Consider the following 18,265-nt stretch of genomic DNA (forward strand, 5'->3'; position numbering starts at 1 on the left):
TCCCTGCAGCCTCTCTGCAGTCCCCCGGCACAACCGGCACACCCAGCTCACTCAGCTCACCCAGCCCACCCGGGACACCCCGTTTGAATCCTCACCCCTTGAAGAAGGAGCATCATGGACCCGCACTCCCCTCGCAGCTCGCCCATCCCGGCCGGCGCACTGACCGGCCGCCGCGCCGTCGTCACCGGCGGTGCCTCCGGCATCGGGGCGGCCTGCGTGCGGGCCTTCGCCGCCGCCGGTGCGCAGGTGACGGTGTGTGACCGCGACGGCGCAGCCGCCGAAGCCCTGGCAGCAGAGATCGGCGGCAGCTCATGGACGGTGGATCTCTCCGAGACCACGGCGCTTCAGGAGCTCAGCGCCGAGACCGGGATCCACGAGGCCGACATCCTGGTCAACAACGCCGGCATCCAGCGGGTCGCTCCGCTGCACGAGTTCGACCCCGAGGCATGGCGGCTCATGCACCGGCTGATGGTGGAGTCCCCGTTCCTGCTGATCCGCGCGGCACTTCCTGGCATGTACGCCCGCGGCTTCGGCCGGATCCTCAACATCTCCTCGGTCCATGGACTGCGGGCCAGCCCGTTCAAGTCCGCCTACGTGAGCGCCAAGCATGCCCTGGAAGGCCTCTCCAAGGTCACCGCCCTGGAGGGCGCCGAGCACGGGGTGACCTCCAACTGCCTCAACCCCGCCTATGTGCGCACCCCTCTGGTGGAGAAGCAGATCGCAGACCAGGCCCGCATCCACGGCATCGCCGAGGACCAGGTGGTCGAGCAGATCATGCTCACCGAATCCGCTGTGAAGCGGCTGGTGGAGCCCGAGGAGGTCGCCTCCCTCGCCCTCTGGCTGGCCTCCGACCCGGCCGGTATGGTGACCGGCACGTCCTACGCCATGGACGGCGGCTGGAGCGCGAGCTGATCAGCTGATCGCGCCGAGAGTTCCCAGCAGTTCCTGAGCCCGAGTCCACAGCAGTCCCTGAGTCCGTGAAACCCTGAGGAGGGCCCATGACCATCGACAAGACCGTGACCACCGCCGCCGAGGCCGTGGCCGACATCCCCGACGGCGCCTCGCTCGCCGTGGGAGGCTTCGGCCTCTCCGGCAATCCGATCCAGCTCATCGAGGCGCTGCTTGAGCAGGGCGCCTCCGGACTCTCCGTGGCGTCCAACAACTGCGGCGTGGACGGCTGGGGCCTGGGCGTGCTGCTGGCGGCGCGCCGGATCGCGAAGATGACCTCTTCCTATGTCGGAGAGAACAAGGAGTTCGCCCGGCAGTACCTGGAGGGCGAGCTCGAGCTGGAGCTCGTCCCGCAGGGCACTCTTGCAGAGAAGATGCGTGCCGGCGGCGCCGGGATCCCGGCGTTCTACACCCGCTCCGGAGTGGGCACCCAGGTCGCCGAGGGCGGCATCCCGATGACCTACGACGGCTCCGGCGGCGTGGCGAAGCAGTCCGCGCCCAAGGAGGTCCGGCCCTTCACCGTCCATGACGGTCGAGCCCTCGAGTTCGTCCTGGAAGAATCGATCGTCACCGACTACTCCCTCATCCACGCCCAGCGCGGTGACCGGCACGGCAACCTGGTGTTCAACAAGGCCGCCCGGCAGTTCAGCCCCGACGCCGCGATGGCGGGTCGGGTCTGCATCGCCCAGGTGGAGGAGCTCGTCGAGCCCGGAGAGATCGATCCCGACGCCGTGCACCTGCCCGGGGTCTTCGTGCACCGGATCGTGGAGGTCGGGCCTGAGATCGACAAGCCCATCGAGAAGCGCACCGTGCGCAGCGACGAGAAGGAGTGATCGCGTCATGACCACCGAGACCCACGCGGGCTGGACCCGCGAGCAGATGGCCGCCCGCGCCGCCGAGGAGCTCCCCGACGGCGCCTATGTGAACCTGGGCATCGGCATGCCCACCCTGATCCCGAACCACATCCCGGCCGAGCGCACCGTGGTGCTCCAGTCCGAGAACGGCATCCTCGGAGTGGGCCCCTACCCCACCGAAGACGCCGTGGACCCGGACCTGATCAACGCCGGCAAGGAGACCGTCACCCTGCTTCCCGGGGCGTCGTTCTTCGACTCCTCCACCAGCTTCGGGATGATCCGCGGCGGCAAGATCGACGTCGCCGTCCTGGGCGGCATGCAGGTCGCCGAGAACGGCGACCTCGCCAACTGGATGGTGCCCGGCAAGATGGTCAAGGGCATGGGCGGCGCCATGGACCTGGTCCACGGCGCGGAGCGGGTCATCTGCCTGATGGACCATGTGGCCAAGGACGGCTCGCCGAAGATCCTGCCGGCCTGCACCCTGCCGCTGACCGGGAAGTCCGTGGTGAACCGGATCATCACCGACCTGGCCGTCATCGACGTCGTGGGCACCGAGGCCGAACCGCGCATGCGGCTGGTGGAGACCGCACCGGGGGTGAGCGCGGAGCAGGTGCGCGAAGCCACCGGCGTCGAACTGCACTGAGGCACCGCACATCCACTGAGGCGCCGCACATGATATGTGTGGTCCAGAACACCCTTGACTCGTCTTGAACATGAAGGAGCACCTATGACACCCGGTTCCGTGATCCTCGGAGGCAGCCGCACCCCCATCGGCAAGCTGATGGGCGGGCTCTCCTCACTCACCGCAGCCCAGCTCGGCTCGGCCGCGATCAGCAGCGCGCTTGAAAAGACCGGGGTCCGCCCGGATCAGGTCGACTACGTGATCATGGGACAGGTGATTCAGGCCGGAGCCGGACAGAACCCGGCCCGCACCGCCGCCTTGGGCGCCGAGATCCCGGGCCATGTGCCAGCGATCACGGTCAACAAGGTCTGTCTCTCCGGACTCAGCGCCATCGCCTATGCCGATCAGCTGATCCGCGCGGGCGAGTGTGAGCTGGTGGTCGCCGGCGGCATGGAATCGATGTCCAATGCGCCCCACCTGTTGCCGGGATCCCGTAAGGGCTTCAGCTTCGGGGATACCTCCCTGGTGGACTCGATGGCCTATGACGCGCTCTTCGACCAGGCGACCGCGCAGAACATGGGCGCCCTGACCGAGTCCTGCAACACCGCAGAGGTGGAGGTCTCCCGGCAGGAGCAGGATCAGCTTGCCGCGCTCTCCCATGAACGCGCCGCTCAGGCCTGGGAGAACGGAGTCTTCGACGACGAGGTCACCCCCGTTCAGGTGCCCCAGCGCAAGGGGGAGCCCACCACGGTCAGCCGCGACGAGGGCATCCGGGCCGGCACCACGGCCGAATCGCTGAGCACGCTGCGCCCCGCCTTCCACAAGCAGGGCACGATCACGGCTGCCTCAGCCTCGCAGATCTCAGATGGTGCCTGTGCGGTCATCGTGACCACCCCGGAGAAGGCCCGGGAACTCGGGCTCACTCCCCTGGCGGAGATCGGCGCCTACGGCATGGTGGCGGGCCCGGACTCCTCGCTGCAGCTGCAGCCGGCGAACGCCATCGCCGAGGCCTGCCGCAAGCAGGGCATCAGCCCGGAGTCGCTGGATCTGGTGGAGATCAATGAGGCCTTCGCGGCTGTGGGCGTCGCCTCGGCCAAACAGCTGGGCCTCGCCCAGGAGAAGCTCAACGTCAACGGCGGCGCCATCGCGCTGGGGCACCCGGTCGGGATGTCCGGGGCGCGCCTGGTGCTCCACCTCGCTCTGGAGCTGTCCCGCCGTGGCGGCGGCACCGGAGCCGCAGGCCTGTGTGGTGGCGGAGGCCAGGGCGACGCCCTGATCCTCACCGTGTGACCCACGCGTTTCCTCACCTCGTGACCCACGCGTTGAGGGGCTGATTCTCCGAACAGTTGAGGCCGAAAACAGCCTCAGATACTCGGAGAATCAGCCCCTCAACGGGAGGTGGGGAAGCGGTTACTTGAGGTAGGGCGGGGAGTCCGTCATCTGGTCGACCACGGTCTCGGCGACCTCGCGCATCGAGAGCCGACGGTCCATCGAGGTCTTCTGGATCCAGCGGAAGGCCTCCGGCTCGGTGAGTCCCATCTTGGTGGTGAGCAGGGACTTGGCCCGCTCCACCAGCTTGCGGGTCTCGAACTTGTCCGCCAGCGAGGTGACCTCGTCCTCCAGAGCGCGGATCTCGTCGAAGCGCGCCATGGCGACCTCGATCGCCGGGATCAGATCATTCTCGGTGAAGGGCTTGACCACATAGGCCATGGCCCCGGCCTCGCGGGCCGATTCGACCAGGTCGCGCTGGGAGAAGGCGGTCAGCATGACCACCGGGGCGATCCGCTCCTCCGCGATGAGCTGCGCCGCGGTGATCCCGTCCATGATGGGCATCTTCACGTCCATCACCACCAGGTCAGGCTCGGTCTCTCGGGCCAGCTCCACGGCGCGTTCGCCGTTATCGGCCTCGCCGACGACGTCGTAGCCGGCGCCGGTGAGGATTTCGACGATGTCGAGCCGGATGAGCGTCTCGTCCTCGGCGACCAGCACCCGGCGCGGCGCGGCGCCGCGTTCCGCCTCGGCAGCCGGCGCAGCGGCCGTCTCAGGGACGGCGCGGGATTCTGCTGCCGCGGATGCGCTCTCGCCGGCGCCCGGAGTCTGTTCGCTCACCGTTCTCCTTCTGGTCCCTGACCGCCGTGCCGGGAGTCTCTCCCGGAGGGGACGCTCCCCATGCTGGGCTGGTCATCGTCTAGGTGCCCGAAGTGGGACTCGAACCCACACACCAGTGGTACCGCATTTTGAGTGCGGCGCGTCTACCGATTCCGCCATTCGGGCTGAACCGAGGAGGTCAGGGCCTCCCCGGCGCTCATGCCGTCCTCGGCGAGGGGTCTTCTCAGACTCCATGACGAGGACGGCACCAGCTTACCCGGGCTTGGGCCCGAGCATTGAATCTCTGCCGTGCCGCGCTGCCCGGACGCTCCGACTAGGACGCGCTGGAGGCGCTGGCCGCGGGCCAGGGGCCGACCGGCTCCTTGTTCGCCGGGGCGATGTCGCCGCGGCGCAGGGTCTCGATGTCGCTGGCGTCGTGCAGGTCACCGATCCGGTGGACCTTGACCATGTTGGTGGTCCCGGCCTGTCCTGGAGGAGACCCGGCGGCGATGACCACGAGCTGGCCGAGCTCCGCGGCGTCCTCCTCCAGCAGCAGCTTGTCCACCTGGGCGGTCATGGTGTCGGTGTGCGTGGCGAACTCCACCCAGCGCGGCTGCACGCCCCAGGACAGGGTCAGGATGTTGTGCGTGTGCTCGACGTGGGTGAACGCGAAGATGTTCTGCTTGGGCCGCAGCCGGGAGAGCCGGCGGGCGGAGTCTCCGGAACGGGTGAAGGTGGTCAGGTGCTCGATGTCGAGCTGATCCGCGATCTCCTTGGCCGCGCGGGTGATCGCGCCGCCTCGGGTCTTGGGCTTGGTGCCGAGCTCGGGGATCCGGCTCAGACCCTTGGTCTCCGTGGTCTCGATGATCCGGGACATGGTCTCCACGGTCTCCACCGGGAACTGGCCCACGGAGGTCTCACCGGAGAGCATGACCGCATCGGCGCCGTCGAGCACCGCGTTGGCGCAGTCGGAGGCCTCCGCGCGGGTGGGCCGGGGGCTGTCGATCATGGATTCCAGCACCTGGGTGGCGACGATGACCGGCTTGGCCCACCGGCGGGCGAGCTCCACGGCGCGCTTCTGCACCAGCGGGACCTCTTCCAGGGGCAGCTCCACGCCGAGGTCGCCGCGGGCGACCATGACGGCGTCGAAGGCGTCGACGATGTCCTGCAGCGCCTCCACCGCCTGGGGCTTCTCGACCTTGGCGATGACCGGGACGCGGCGTCCCTCCTCATCCATGATCCGGTGCACGGCTTCGATGTCTGCGGCGTCGCGGACGAAGGAGAGCGCGACCATGTCGAAGCCGGTGCGCAGGGCCCAGCGCAGGTCCTCCTCGTCCTTCTCCGACATCGCCGGCACGGAGACGGCCACGCCGGGCAGGTTGATGCCCTTGTTGTTGGAGACCTTGCCGGGCACGGTGACCTCGGTGACCACGTCGGTGGCGGTGACCTCCACGGCGCGCAGCGCGATCTTGCCGTCATCGATCAGCAGCGTGTCCCCGACGTTGACGTCTCCGGGCAGGCCCTTGAACGTGGTGGAGCAGCGGTCCTTGGTGCCTTCGATGTCATCGATGGTGATGGTGAAGCGGTCCCCGACGGCGAGCGGGTGCTCCCCCTCGATGAAACGACCGAGCCGGATCTTGGGTCCCTGCAGGTCGGCGAAGATGCCCACGGCCTGGCGCAGGTCCTTGGAGACCTCGCGGACGGTGTTGTAGGTCTCTTCGTGGACGCTGTAGTCGCCGTGGCTCATGTTGACCCGGGCGACGTCGACGCCGGCCTCCACGAGCTTGCGGGTCATCTCATAGCCGGCGGTGGCGGGGCCGAATGTGGCAACGATCTTGGCGTGTCTCATGTCTCACCTTGTCCTATCTCTAGTGCCGTTAAGCGAGTTGATGGACTGGCACGACACTGGACCAGGATTGTTCGTATCGAGCCTATAACAGTCAGCCTGTGAGTGAAATCGCACGATCCGAGGGTTTGACCGGGGCCGGGAGCCTGGTCGCGCCTTCGAGATATTCGTCCACCTTCGCGGCCGCCGCGCGGCCCTCGGCGATGGCCCAGACCACCAGGGAGGCCCCGCGGCCGGCATCGCCGACGGCGAAGACGCCCTCCACCGAGGTCTGGTAGTCCTCGGCCCGGTGGATGTTTCCGCGCCGGTCGAAGTCCATCGAGAGCTGCTCGGTGAGCGTGTCGGACTCCGCCCCGGTGAAGCCCAGCGCCAGCAGCACCAGGTCCGCCGGGATCTCGCGCTCGGAGCCGGGCTTCGGGGAGCGGGACCCGTCGGGGTTGTACTGGGTCTCGGCGACCTTCAGGGCGCGCACCCGGCCGGCGTCGTCGCTGAGGAACTCCACGGTGGAGGCCAGGTAGCTGCGCTCCCCGCCCTCCTCGTCGGCGCTGGTCAGCTCGAAGACCCGCGGGTCCATCGGCCAGGGCTCGTGGTCGGAGCGCTCCGAGGGCAGCTCCTTGCCGATGGCCAGGGTGGTCACCGAGGCGGCGCCGTGGCGGTGGGCGGTGCCGATGCAGTCGGCACCGGTGTCCCCGCCGCCCAGGACGACGACGTGCTTGCCGTCCGCGCGGATCTGGCCCTCGACCTGATCCCCTGAGGTGGCCTTATTGGACTGCACCAGGTACTCCATGGCGAAGTGGACCCCGTCGAGCTCGCGCCCGTTGATGCCCAGATCGCGCGGGACCATGGCACCGGTGGCGAGGATGACCGCGTCGTAGCTGGCCTCCAGGGCGTCCCAGGTGATGTCGGCGCCGATCTCGGTGGAGGTGTAGAACCGGGTGCCCTCGGCACGCATCTGATCGATGCGGAACTCCACGTGGTGCTTCTCCATCTTGAAGTCCGGGATGCCGTAGCGCAGCAGCCCGCCGAGCCGGTCGTCACGCTCGTAGACGGCCACGGTGTGCCCGGCGCGGGTGAGCTGCTGGGCGGCGGCCATGCCGGCCGGTCCGGAGCCCACCACGGCCACGGTCTTGCCGGTGAGGCGCTGGGGCAGCACCGGTTCCACGTAGCCGCGGGCGATGGCCTCATCGGCGATCGAGACCTCGGACTGCTTGATCGTGACCGCGGGCTGGTTGATGCCCAGCACGCAGGAGGTCTCGCAGGGGGCCGGGCAGATCCGCCCGGTGAACTCGGGGAAGTTGTTCGTCATGTGCAGCCGGGAGGAGGCCTCCTCCCACTGGTCGCGCCAGATCAGGTCGTTCCACTCCGGGATCAGGTTCCCCAGCGGGCAGCCGGTGTGGCAGAACGCGATCCCGCAGTCCATGCAACGGCTGGCCTGGGTCGCCACGATGCCGCGCTCATTGCGCTCATAGACCTCGTTGAAGTCCATGATCCGGACCGGGATGGGGCGAGAGGGCCGGTCCTGGCGCTCTCGGTGCTTCATGAATCCACGCGGATCAGCCACGGGTCGCCTCCAGAATCTTCTGCCATGCTGCGTCGCCATCGGGATCCAGACCCTCGTCGAGGGCGCTGGAGCGGGCGCGGAGCACGGCGTCGTAGTTGCGCGGGAGCACCTTGGTGATGCGCGAATAGGTCGTCTCGAGATCTTCAAGCAGGGCTTCGGCCACTGCGCTGCCGGTCTCCTCGTGGTGCCGGCGCAGCAGGTCCCCGATGATCGCGCGGTCCTCCTCGTCGGGTTCCAGCAGCAGCAGGTCCCCGTTGAGCCGGGCCTGCGAGTTGATCTTCTCCTCGTCGAAGTCCACCAGGAACGCGGTGCCTCCGGACATGCCTGCCCCGAAGTTGCGCCCGGTGGGTCCCAGGATCAGCGCCTGGCCTCCGGTCATGTACTCGCAGCCGTGGTCACCGATGCCTTCGACCACGGCGGTGGCCCCGGAGTTGCGCACCAGGAAGCGTTCTCCGACCTGGCCGCGCAGGAACATCTCTCCGGCGGTCGCGCCGTAGCCGATCACGTTGCCGGCGATGACGTTGCGCTCTGCGACCAGCGGCGCGGCAGGGTCCGGGTGGGCGATGATCCGCCCGCCGGAGAGTCCCTTGCCCACATAGTCGTTGGCGTCCCCGGAGAGGTGCAGCGTGATCCCGTGCGGCAGGAAGGCCCCGAGGGACTGCCCGGCCTCACCGGTGAGCTGCACCACGATGGTGTTGTTCTCCAGCATCTTCAGGCCCTGCGCCTTGGTCACCTCGTGGCCGAGCATGGTGCCCACCGAGCGGTCGGTGTTGATCACCTTCTTCTCGATCATCACCTTCTCGCCGTGGGCGATGGCCTGGCCGGCGAGCTCGATCAGGCCCATGTCGAAGTGCTTCTCCAGCTCGTGGTCCTGTCCGCGGGTGCGGCGCAGCATCGAGGCGGTGACCGGGTCGTTGGGGTCGTAGCTGTCCAGCACGGCACCCAGATCCAGCCCGGTGGTCTTCCAGTGCCGCTTGGCGTCGTCCATGTCGATCGCGTCGACATGCCCGATCGCCTCGTCCAGGGTGCGGAAGCCCAGCTCGGCCAGGTATTCACGCACCTCCTGGGCGACGAACTCGAAGAAGTTGACCACGTGGTCGGCCTGGCCGGTGTAGCGCTCGCGCAGCACCGGGTTCTGGGTGGCGACGCCGACCGGGCAGGTGTCCAGGTGGCAGACCCGCATCATGATGCAGCCCGAGACCACCAGCGGGGCGGTGGCGAAGCCGTATTCCTCGGCGCCGAGCAGCGCGGCGATGATCACGTCGCGCCCGGTCTTGAGCTGCCCGTCGACCTGCACGGTGACGCGTTCGCGCAGCCCGTTGAGCATCAGCGTCTGCTGCGCCTCGGCCAGCCCGAGCTCCCAGGGAGTGCCCGCGTGCTTGAGCGAGTTCAGCGGCGAGGCGCCGGTGCCGCCGTCGTGTCCGGAGATCAGCACGACGTCGGCCTTGGCCTTGGTCACGCCGGCCGCCACGGTGCCGACCCCATGCAGCGAGACCAGCTTCACGTGGACCCGGGCGCCGGTGTTGGCGCGCTTGAGGTCGAAGATCAGCTGGGCCAGGTCCTCGATGGAGTAGATGTCGTGGTGCGGCGGCGGGGAGACCAGGGAGACTCCGGGGGTGGCGTGCCGGGTCTCGGCCACCCAGGGGTAGACCTTCTTGCCCATGAGCTGGCCGCCCTCGCCGGGCTTGGCGCCCTGGGCCATCTTGATCTGCAGGTCATCGGCGTGGGTCAGGTACTGGCTGGTCACCCCGAAGCGTCCGGAGGCGATCTGCTTGACCGCCGAGCGCCGCTCGGGGTCTTCGAGCCGGGCCGGGTGCTCCCCGCCCTCACCGGTGTTGGAGCGTCCGCCGAGCCGGTTCATCGCGATCGCGAGGGTCTCGTGGGCCTCCTGGGAGATCGAGCCGTAGCTCATCGCCCCGGTGTTGAACCGCTTGACGATCTCGGCGACGGATTCGACCTCCTCGATCGGCACCGCGGTCCGCTCGGAGCTGAGCTTGAAGAGCCCGCGCAGGGTCAGCAACGCCTCGGACTGGTCATCGACCGCCTTGGAGTACTGCTTGAAGATGTCATACCGGCGGGTCTTGGTGGAGTGCTGGAGCTTGAAGACGGTCTGCGGGTTGAACAGGTGCGGCGGGCCTTCGCGGCGCCACTGGTATTCCCCGCCGATCTCGAGCTCGTTGCCGCGCCCGAGGTCGTTGCCGTCGGCCGGGTAGGCCCGGGAGTGGCGTTCCAGGGTCTCGGTGGAGAGCGCATCGAGCCCGACCCCGCCCATGGGCGAGTGGGTCCCGGAGAAGTACTGGTCCACCACGTTCTGGGCCAGGCCCACGGCCTCGAAGGTCTGTGCACCGCAGTAGGAGGCAACGGTGGAGATGCCCATCTTGGACATGATCTTCAGCACGCCCTTGCCCAGCGCGGTGAGCAGGTTGTGCACCGCCTGTTCCTCGTCGACCGCGGTCAGGTCGCCGCGGCGGACCATGTCCTCGGCGGTCTCCATGGCCAGGTAGGGGTTCACTGCGGCCGCGCCGTAGCCGATCAGGCAGGCACATGGTGGACCTCGCGGACGTCTCCGGCTTCGACCACCAGGGAGACCTTGGTGCGGTTGGCGGACTTCAGCAGGTGGTGGTGGATCGCGGAGAGCACCAGCAGCGAGGGGATCGGCGCCCACTGGGCGTTGGAGTCACGGTCGGAGATCACGATGTAGCTGACCCCACGGTTGACCGCGGCGGAGACCTTCTCGCAGATCTCGCGGATCCGCTGGCGCAGCTCTTCCTCCCGGGATCCGGCGCGGTAGAGCGCGCGGACCTTCAGGGTGATCTTCGCGCCGTCGTCGTTGCGGATGTTCGCGATCTTGGCGAGCTCGTCGTTGTTGATCACCGGGAAGTCCAGGGCGACCTGGCGGGAGCGGACCTGTTCGTTGCTGAGCAGGTTGCCGCTGGGGCCGATGTGCAGTCCCAGGGAGGTGACCAGCTCCTCGCGGATCGCGTCCAGCGGCGGGTTGGTCACCTGGGCGAAGGTCTGCACGAAGTAGTCGAAGAGCAGCCGGGGGCGGTCGGCGAGCACCGCGATCGGGGTGTCGGTGCCCATGGCGCCCAGCGGCTCGGCACCGGCGGTGGCCATCGGGCCGATCAGCACGCGCAGCTCTTCGTGGGTGTAGCCGAAGGTCTGCTGGCGCAGCCGCACCGACTCCGAGGGGTGGCGCACGTGGAGGCGCTCCGGGAGGTCGGCGAGCTTGACCAGGTTCTCCCGGACCCAGTCGGCCCAGGGCGCGAGGAGGCCAGATCGGCCTTGATCTCGGCGTCTTCGATGATTCGGCCCTCGACGGTGTCCAGCAGCAGCATCATGCCCGGGGCGACGCGGCCCTTGCGCACGATCGAGGAGGGCTCCAGGTCCAGGACGCCGACCTCGGAGGACATCACGACCAGGCCGTCGTCGGTGACCCAGTAGCGGGCCGGGCGCAGTCCGTTGCGGTCCAGCATCGCCCCGACCTGCTGGCCGTCGGTGAACGCGATCGCGGCGGGGCCGTCCCAGGCCTCCATGAGCTGGGCGTGGTACTGGTAGAACGCCCGCAGATCGGGGTCCATGGTCTCGTGGTTCTCCCAGGCCTCAGGGATCATCATGCGCATGGACTGGGCCAGCGGGCGTCCGGAGAGCATCAGCAGCTCGGCGGCCTCGTCGAAGCTGGTGGAGTCCGAGGCGCCGGGGGTGCAGATCGGGAACAGCGACTCCGGGTCCTCGCCGAGCAGCTCCGAGGCCATGACCGACTGCCGGGCGCGCATCCAGTTGCGGTTGCCCTTGACCGTGTTGATCTCGCCGTTGTGCGCGATGTTGCGCAGCGGCTGGGCCAGCGGCCAGGAGGGAAAGGTGTTGGTGGAGAAGCGCGAGTGCACGATGCCCAGGGTGGTCTTGTACCGCTCATCCGAGAGGTCCGGGAAGAACGGCTCGAGCTGCGCGGTGGTGAGCATCCCCTTATAGGTGATGGTCTTCGAGGACAGCGAGGGGAAGTAGACCCCGAGCCGGTTCTGTCCGCGCTTGCGCAGGCGCCATCCGCGCTGGTCCAGCGTGCCCGAGGCGGACTCCTGGTAGGCGATGGAGTCCTCGGCGGCGAAGCCGAGGAAGACCTGCCGGAAGTACGGCATGGACTCCTTGGCGAGGCTGCCGATCATCGAGGCGTCCACCGGGACATCGCGCCAGCCCAGCACGATCAGGCCCTGTTCCTCGGCGAGCTCGCCGAAGCTGGCGCACATCGACTCGCGCTCGGCCGGTGACTGCGGCAGGAATGCGGTGCCGGCGAGGTACTCCCCCATCGGCGGGAGCTCGAACTCGGTGACCGCGCGGAAGAACTCGTCCGGGATCTGGGTGAGCAGTCCGGCGCCGTCGCCGGTGCCCACGTCGCCGCCCACGGCGCCGCGGTGCTCGAGGTTGCGCAGCGCCACCAGGGCGTGGTCCACGATGTCGTGGCCCGGCTCTCCGCGCAGCGTGGCCACGGCGGCCATGCCGCAGTTCTCGTGCTCATTGGCGGGGTCGTAGAGTCCAGCCTTCTCAGGGAAAGCGGCAAAGCGCTGATAGGGACTCATGGCCTGGGGCGAGTCTGCCGTGGCAGCTGCGCCGGTTCCCGGTGATCCGAGAGTAGACATGAAGCTCTTCCTTCCTCCGCATGCGGACGTTTCATGGGGAGGGGACATCATCGGCCCCTTCTATGGTGCACGGATCCTTTATGCGCGGATCTCTGATGCATGGAGTCTGAGCTTATTCTCCCAGCTCTTCGAGACTGTGTGCGTCCCGGTCTGCGAGGAAGTCCTCAGATCCGTCGGTCTTCAGTCCTGCATGACGCTGCCACCGGTGCGCTCTGCGGGGGTGTGTCCCTGCGCTTGACTGCCACGGCGCGATTTGGTCGGCGCGCCGCCGTCGTGGTCCTGGCTGACGCCAGGGGATGAGGTCAATCTTGCAACCCTGACCTGCCGGTGGCAAGTCTGATCTCAGGATTTGGGACTGTTCGTCTCGTCCGGACCGGCGGACTCCTCGCCCGGTTCGATGTTCTGACCGGCGGATCCAGCGCTGCCGCCGGTCTCCGATGCTGCGCTGTCACCGGCGGTGCCGGGGGCATCTCCGGCGTGGTCTCCGGCCTCGTCTGCAGCGTGGTCTCCGGCGTGGTTTCCGGCGGTGGGCGAGGTCGGCTCACCGGTCTGCGCGGCGTCCTGGGAGGGGGTCGGCTGCGCCCCGGCCGGGACCAGCACGGTGTCTCCGGACTCGGACCGGGCCGCCATTGCGGCGTGGTCCTCGGATCCGCGCGGGCCCTGCCCGGGGCGGTAGATCTCCAGCTCCTCGGCCAGCGCCGCGTCGGTGCGCGGGCGTCGGGTCCAGAGCCAGATCAGCATGCCCAGCGCGAGGACGAACAGGAACACCGACATCCACATGTTCAGGCGCCATTCGAGGCCGAAGATATTGATCCACTGGGTGGACTTGTTGATCTCATCGATGCGCAGCGATTCGATCCAGAACCGGCCCAGCGAGTAGTACGCCACGTAGGTCCAGGCGATCAGGCCCTGCTTCACGGCGAAGCGGCGGTAGAGCGCGATCAGCAGGAAGAACCCGATGAGGTTCCAGATGCTCTCGTAGAGGAAGGTCGGGTGGTACAGCGTGGACTCGCTGGCACCCAGCGGCGGCGCCTGGTGGCGCTGGGTGGTGTCGATCGCCAGGCCCCAGGGAAGGTTGGTGGGAGCGCCGTAGAGCTCCTGGTTGAAGTAGTTGCCCCAGCGTCCGATGGCCTGGGCCAGGATCACGCCGGGCACGATCACGTCGGCGAAGGCGCCGAACTTCATGCCGTAGCGCCGGCAGGCGAACCAGACGCCGACGGCGCCCAGCGCGACGGCGCCGACGATGCCCAGGCCGCCCAGCCAGACCTGCGGGATCAGCGAGAGGTCGCCGTCCTCCCCGAAGTAGGCGTCCGGGGAGGTGATCACGTGATAGAGCCGACCGCCCACGATGCCGAGCAGCACGGCCCAGATCAGCGCGTCGAAGACGTTCTCGGGGCTGCCGCCGCGGGACTTCCAGAGCCGGCTGGAGACGAAGTACGCCACCAGGATGCCCAGACCGATCGCCAGACCGTAGAACCCGATCCGCAGCGGGCCGACGAGATCGATCCCGTCCGTGGGCGGGGAGGGGAAGGCTGCGCTGATCTGCGCCGTGGCCGAGGCGGTGGCCTCAGCGGCGGCCTGCAGGGCGCCGACCGGAGTTGAAGTGTTGAACACGGGGTCCTCTCGCGGTGTGAGTCACCCTCCCCTGCTGAGCTGGGGGCGGGCTGAATTCGGGATCCGGTGCAGTCTATGGCCTGAGCCTGCCTCCGTGCGACCAGCGGTCGGGCCGTCCTCGGCCACGAGGTCAGGAGCCGTCCGGGTGTCGCCTCAGGTGGGCGACGGCGGCCGCGAGGCCGCCCCAGACCGTGGCCAGGGCCACGATCATCATGATCAGGGCATCGGTGTCCATCAGTCTCGGGCTCCCGTCCGGTGCTCGGATTTCTCTGGCTCGGCCTCTTCCTCGAGCGCCTCAGCGTGCAGGGCAGATGCGTCTCGCCAGGGCAGCGCGGTCATCACCACGGCGGCCACCGCCACGAAGGCGAGAGCTCCCCAGCCGAAGGTCATCACGACCCAGGTGTCGAACCCGCCGTAGCCATCAGTGACCTTCGCGCGGATGTCGATCACCAACAGCACCCCCAGGACGACCGGGATGACCACCCCGATCAGCGACTTCCAGATCCGTCCCAGCTGGATCGAACCGTAGGCGTTCATCCCGGCCGCGAGCACGTCGAGGCGCCGGAAGCCCCAGGTGACGGAGAGGACCGCAATGAACGCGGCGGCGACGATGCCGACATTGTTGGAGAACGCATCGATCACATCGAGCACCGTGAGCCCGGAGACCCCGCCGAGCAGGACCACGGAGATCAGTGCGCTGGACCCACCGACGACACCGACGGTGACCGGTCGGGACCATCCCGTCTTGTCCTTCACCGAGGAGATCGCCACCTCGAGCACCGAGATCTGCGAGGTGATGCCGGCCAGCGTCAGCGAGCCGAAGAAGAGCACGCCGAGCAGCGCGGAGGCCGGCGCCTCGCTGATGATGGTGGGGAAGGCCACGAAGGCCAGGCCGAGCCCTGAGGAGGCCACCTCGTCCACGGCGGTGTTCGCCGCGACGGCGATGAAGCCCAGCGCGGAGAACACGCCGATGGCGGCGAGAAGCTCGAAGGATGAGTTCGCGAACCCGACCACCAGCCCTGAGCCGGTGGCGTTGGACCTGCGCTTCAGATACGAGGCGTAGGTGACCATGATCCCGAAGCCCACCGAGAGGCTGAAGAAGATCTGCCCGTAGGCCTGGATCCAGACGCCTGCGTCGGTCAGGGCGTTCCAGTCGGGGGTGAACAGGGCGTTGAGCCCGGTCAGCGCTCCGTCGAGGCTGAGCGAGTAGCCCACCAGGATCAGGAACATCACGAACAGCACCGGGATCCCGTAGATCGAGACCCGCGCGATCCCCCGCCGGACGCCGAGTCCCAGAGCCAGGAGCAGCACCACCCAGACAGCGATCAGCGGCCAACCGACCTGCGCCACGAAGTCCATCGAGAGCCCCGTGCCCTCGGTGCCTGCCCCGTCGTACTGCAGATACTCGGTGAAGAAGAAGCTCTCGGCGTCCTCACCCCAGGCCTGGGTGAAGGAATACCAGGTGTACATCGCGGCCCAGGCGATGATGGCGGCGTAGTAGATGGAGATCAGGAAGCAGATTCCCACCTGGATCCAGCCGATCGGCTCGGCGTGCCGGTGCAGCCGTCTGAAGGCCAGGGGCGGGGACCCGCGGAACCGGTGCCCCAGGGCATAGTCGAAGAGCAGGATCGGCAGCCCGGCGGTGAGCAGCGCGATCAGATAGGGGATCAGGAACGCCCCGCCACCGTTCTCGTAGGTGACGTAGGGGAACCGCCAGATGTTCCCCAGGCCCACTGCGGACCCGACGGCCGCCAGGATGAACACGGTCCGGGAGTTGAAGCTCTCCCGGACCCGGGTCCGCACCGGCGGCCGCGAAGTCATCGACCGGTCTCGGCTCCGGTGAGCTCGGCGGTCAGCGCCGCCACGGCGGAGGGCCCGCCGTCGCGCAGCGCGGCGACCAGTGCTGTGCCCACGATGACGCCGTCGGCGTAGCGGCCGATCTCTTCCACATGGGCCCGGGTGGAGACCCCGAGTCCCACGCAGACTCGTTCGGCGCCCGCGCTGCGGGCGGCGTTGACCACCCGTTCTGCGGCGTCGGAGACCTGGTCGCGGGCACCGGTCACGCCCATCACCGAGACGCCGTAGACGAAGCCGCGGGAGGCCGAGACGATCTGCGCCACCCGTTCCGGTGAGGAGGTCGGGGCGGTGAGGAACACCCGGTCCAGCCCGTGCTTCTCGGTGGCGGCGATCCATTCGCCGGCCTCATCGGGGATCAGGTCCGGGGTGATCGCGCCGGCCCCGCCGGCCTCGGCGAGACGCCGGGCGAACTCCTCGGCGCCCATACGGTCGATCAGGTTGTAATAGGTCATCACCAGCACCGCGGCGTCGGTGGCCTCGACCACGGCTGCCACGATCTCGAAGACCTCGGGGAGCCGGAACCCGCGGGCCAGCACCTCGGTGGTGGCCTGTTGGATGACCGGGCCGTCCATCACCGGATCGGAGTAGGGCACCCCGATCTCGATCACGTCGGCCCCGTTGCGTGCCAGCTCGATGGCGGCCGCGATGGAGGTCTCCTTGTCCGGGTAGCCGGCCGGGAGGTAGCCGATGAAGGCGGCGCGGCCCTGGGCGCGGGCGGCCTCGATGGCCTCGGCCGTCCTGGATGCGGTCTCCGGCGCCTGCGTGCTGGGCTCTGCCGGGGTGGCTTCGGTGCTCATGACTGGACTCCCGTCTCGGGTGCCGGGGACGGGCTCTCGTCCCCGGTCTTCTCGGCGGTCTCGGTCTCGGCCACCGGGTCGTTCTCCTGGCCCGGAAGCATCCGGAACCATTCTGCGGCGGTCTCCACGTCCTTGTCGCCGCGGCCCGAGAGGTTGATGATGATGATCTTGCCCTCGCCCTCGGCGCCCCACTTGCGGGAGAGCCGGGCGACGCCGGCCAGAGCGTGGGCCGATTCGATGGCGGGGATGATGCCCTCGGTGCGGCAGAGCATCTCGAAGGAGGCCATGCACTCAGCGTCGGTCACCGGTTCGTAGATGGCCCGTCCGGTCTCGGCGAGGTAGGCGTGCTCCGGGCCGACCGAGGGATAGTCCAGTCCGGCGGAGATCGAGTGTGAGTCCACGGTCTGGCCGTCCTCGTCCTGCATCAGGAAGGAGCGCGCGCCGTGCAGCACCCCGGAGCGGCCCAGCGTGATCGCCGAGGCGTGCCGGCCGGTCTCGACGCCGTCGCCACCTGCCTCGAAGCCGTAGAGCGCCACCTCGGGGTCATCCAGGAAGCCGTGGAAGAGGCCCATGGCGTTGGATCCCCCGCCCACGCATGCGGCCACGGCATCGGGCAGGCGTCCCTCCATGGTGAGGATCTGCTCGCGGGTTTCGTCGCCGATGACCTGGTGGAACCAGCGGACCATCTCCGGGAACGGGTGCGGTCCGGCCACGGTGCCCAGCAGGTAATGGGTGTGCTCCACCGAGGCCACCCAGTCGCGCAGCGCCTCGTTGATCGCGTCCTTCAGCGTCTTCGCGCCGTGGTCCACCGGGACCACCTCGGCCCCGAGCAGCCGCATCCGGGCGACGTTGAGCGCCTGCCGGCGGGTGTCCTCGGAGCCCATGTAGACCACGCAGTCCATGCCCATCAGGGCGGCGGCGGTGGCGGTGGCGACACCGTGCTGGCCGGCGCCGGTCTCGGCGATCAGTCGGGTCTTGCCCATGCGCTTGGCGAGCAGCGCCTGGCCGAGCACGTTGTTGATCTTGTGCGAGCCGGTGTGGTTGAGGTCCTCGCGCTTGAGGAAGATCCGGGCAGGCCCGGCCTCGGCGGCGAAACGCTTGACCTCGGTCAGCAGCGAGGGACGCCCGGTGTAGTCCCGGCCGAGACGGTAGACCTCGGCGAGGAACTCCGGGTCCTCCTTCGCCTCACGGAAGGTCTGCTCGACCTCATCGAGGGCGGCGACGAGCGATTCCGGCATCCAGCGTCCGCCGAAGCTCCCGAAATAGGGCCCTTCGTGGTCGCGGTACTTCTGTGTCTCCTCAGCAGGAGCGCTCATGATCTCTCCTCGATGTTCTGCGCCGCTCTGGTCATCCAGCGCGGCGCTTGTGGAATTCTGCGACGCCCGAGGTGGGCGAAGGCTTCGGTTCAACGACGCTCGGATCGCAGGACCGAGCTGCGACGGGC

12 protein-coding genes, 1 tRNA gene and 1 pseudogene are annotated in these 18,265 nt (G+C 68.5%); 4 read left to right on the plus strand and 10 right to left on the minus strand.

What is annotated here, in order from left to right; all coding sequences use genetic code 11:
- Window positions 1–114: 114 nt before the first annotated feature.
- The 4 genes from BG28_RS06010 to BG28_RS06025 all read left to right on the plus strand — a co-directional run bounded on the left by BG28_RS06010 (window position 115) and on the right by BG28_RS06025 (window position 3,714).
- Window positions 115–912: a 3-hydroxybutyrate dehydrogenase gene (locus tag BG28_RS06010; RefSeq protein WP_051501072.1), complete on the plus strand. Its 798-nt coding sequence runs from the start codon at window positions 115–117 to the stop codon at window positions 910–912.
- A gap of 86 nt (window positions 913–998) precedes the next feature.
- On the plus strand, window positions 999–1,781 hold the full coding sequence (locus tag BG28_RS06015; RefSeq protein ID WP_036474892.1) for a CoA transferase subunit A: 783 nt from the start codon (window positions 999–1,001) through the stop codon (window positions 1,779–1,781).
- Window positions 1,782–1,788: 7 nt separating this feature from the next.
- A complete protein-coding gene (locus BG28_RS06020) occupies window positions 1,789–2,445 on the plus strand; it encodes a CoA transferase subunit B (RefSeq protein WP_036474894.1) in 657 nt (218 codons plus the stop codon).
- A gap of 84 nt (window positions 2,446–2,529) precedes the next feature.
- The gene (locus tag BG28_RS06025) at window positions 2,530–3,714 is read left to right on the plus strand and encodes an acetyl-CoA C-acetyltransferase (RefSeq protein ID WP_036474896.1); all 1,185 of its coding nucleotides are present in this window, start codon (window positions 2,530–2,532) and stop codon (window positions 3,712–3,714) included.
- A 120-nt stretch (window positions 3,715–3,834) separates the two neighbouring features.
- Here BG28_RS06025 and BG28_RS06030 read toward each other — a convergent pair whose 3' ends face one another.
- The 10 genes and pseudogenes from BG28_RS06030 to trpB all read right to left on the minus strand — a co-directional run bounded on the left by BG28_RS06030 (window position 3,835) and on the right by trpB (window position 18,137).
- Window positions 3,835–4,413, minus strand: a complete 579-nt coding sequence (locus BG28_RS06030) for an ANTAR domain-containing response regulator (RefSeq protein ID WP_051501100.1) — start codon at window positions 4,411–4,413, stop codon at window positions 3,835–3,837.
- Between the two features lie 204 nt (window positions 4,414–4,617).
- Window positions 4,618–4,698, minus strand: a tRNA-Leu gene (locus tag BG28_RS06035).
- A 148-nt stretch (window positions 4,699–4,846) separates the two neighbouring features.
- Window positions 4,847–6,361, minus strand: coding sequence for a pyruvate kinase (pyk, locus tag BG28_RS06040; protein ID WP_036474898.1), 1,515 nt, complete (start codon window positions 6,359–6,361; stop codon window positions 4,847–4,849).
- A gap of 91 nt (window positions 6,362–6,452) precedes the next feature.
- Window positions 6,453–7,919, minus strand: a complete 1,467-nt coding sequence (locus BG28_RS06045; RefSeq protein ID WP_036474899.1) for a glutamate synthase subunit beta — start codon at window positions 7,917–7,919, stop codon at window positions 6,453–6,455.
- A pseudogene (gltB, locus tag BG28_RS06050) lies at window positions 7,912–12,553 on the minus strand (glutamate synthase large subunit). The gene BG28_RS06045 and the pseudogene gltB overlap by 8 nt, the downstream one beginning before the upstream one ends.
- Window positions 12,554–12,895: 342 nt before the next feature.
- The gene (lgt, locus tag BG28_RS06055; RefSeq protein ID WP_051501073.1) at window positions 12,896–14,167 is read right to left on the minus strand and encodes a prolipoprotein diacylglyceryl transferase; all 1,272 of its coding nucleotides are present in this window, start codon (window positions 14,165–14,167) and stop codon (window positions 12,896–12,898) included.
- A 130-nt stretch (window positions 14,168–14,297) separates the two neighbouring features.
- Complete coding sequence (locus BG28_RS14900) at window positions 14,298–14,402, minus strand: methionine/alanine import family NSS transporter small subunit (RefSeq protein ID WP_084479505.1); 105 nt, start codon at window positions 14,400–14,402, stop codon at window positions 14,298–14,300.
- On the minus strand, window positions 14,402–15,988 hold the full coding sequence (locus BG28_RS06060) for a sodium-dependent transporter (protein WP_036474901.1): 1,587 nt from the start codon (window positions 15,986–15,988) through the stop codon (window positions 14,402–14,404). Before BG28_RS06060 ends, BG28_RS14900 begins: the two co-directional genes overlap by 1 nt.
- Window positions 15,985–16,821 (minus strand): tryptophan synthase subunit alpha, encoded by an 837-nt coding sequence (gene trpA / locus BG28_RS06065; protein WP_036474903.1) that lies wholly within the window; start codon window positions 16,819–16,821, stop codon window positions 15,985–15,987. The genes BG28_RS06060 and trpA overlap by 4 nt, the downstream gene beginning before the upstream one ends.
- The gene (gene trpB / locus BG28_RS06070; protein WP_036474904.1) at window positions 16,818–18,137 is read right to left on the minus strand and encodes a tryptophan synthase subunit beta; all 1,320 of its coding nucleotides are present in this window, start codon (window positions 18,135–18,137) and stop codon (window positions 16,818–16,820) included. Before trpB ends, trpA begins: the two co-directional genes overlap by 4 nt.
- Between the last annotated feature and the right edge of the window lie 128 nt (window positions 18,138–18,265).

Source organism: Nesterenkonia sp. AN1 (assembly GCF_000582475.1).
Taxonomy (GTDB): domain Bacteria; phylum Actinomycetota; class Actinomycetes; order Actinomycetales; family Micrococcaceae; genus Nesterenkonia; species Nesterenkonia aurantiaca.

Bases quoted from the DNA above. Each gene is read 5' to 3' on its own strand.
- BG28_RS06010 (WP_051501072.1), top strand. From the start codon at position 115: ATGGACCCGCACTCCCCTCGCAGCTCGCCCATCCCGGCCGGCGCACTG.
- BG28_RS06015 (WP_036474892.1), top strand. From the start codon at position 999: ATGACCATCGACAAGACCGTGACCACCGCCGCCGAGGCCGTGGCCGAC.
- BG28_RS06020 (WP_036474894.1), top strand. From the start codon at position 1,789: ATGACCACCGAGACCCACGCGGGCTGGACCCGCGAGCAGATGGCCGCC.
- BG28_RS06025 (WP_036474896.1), top strand. From the start codon at position 2,530: ATGACACCCGGTTCCGTGATCCTCGGAGGCAGCCGCACCCCCATCGGC.
- pyk (WP_036474898.1), bottom strand. From the start codon at position 6,361: ATGAGACACGCCAAGATCGTTGCCACATTCGGCCCCGCCACCGCCGGC.
- BG28_RS14900 (WP_084479505.1), bottom strand. From the start codon at position 14,402: ATGGACACCGATGCCCTGATCATGATGATCGTGGCCCTGGCCACGGTC.
- BG28_RS06060 (WP_036474901.1), bottom strand. From the start codon at position 15,988: ATGACTTCGCGGCCGCCGGTGCGGACCCGGGTCCGGGAGAGCTTCAAC.
- trpA (WP_036474903.1), bottom strand. From the start codon at position 16,821: ATGAGCACCGAAGCCACCCCGGCAGAGCCCAGCACGCAGGCGCCGGAG.
- trpB (WP_036474904.1), bottom strand. From the start codon at position 18,137: ATGAGCGCTCCTGCTGAGGAGACACAGAAGTACCGCGACCACGAAGGG.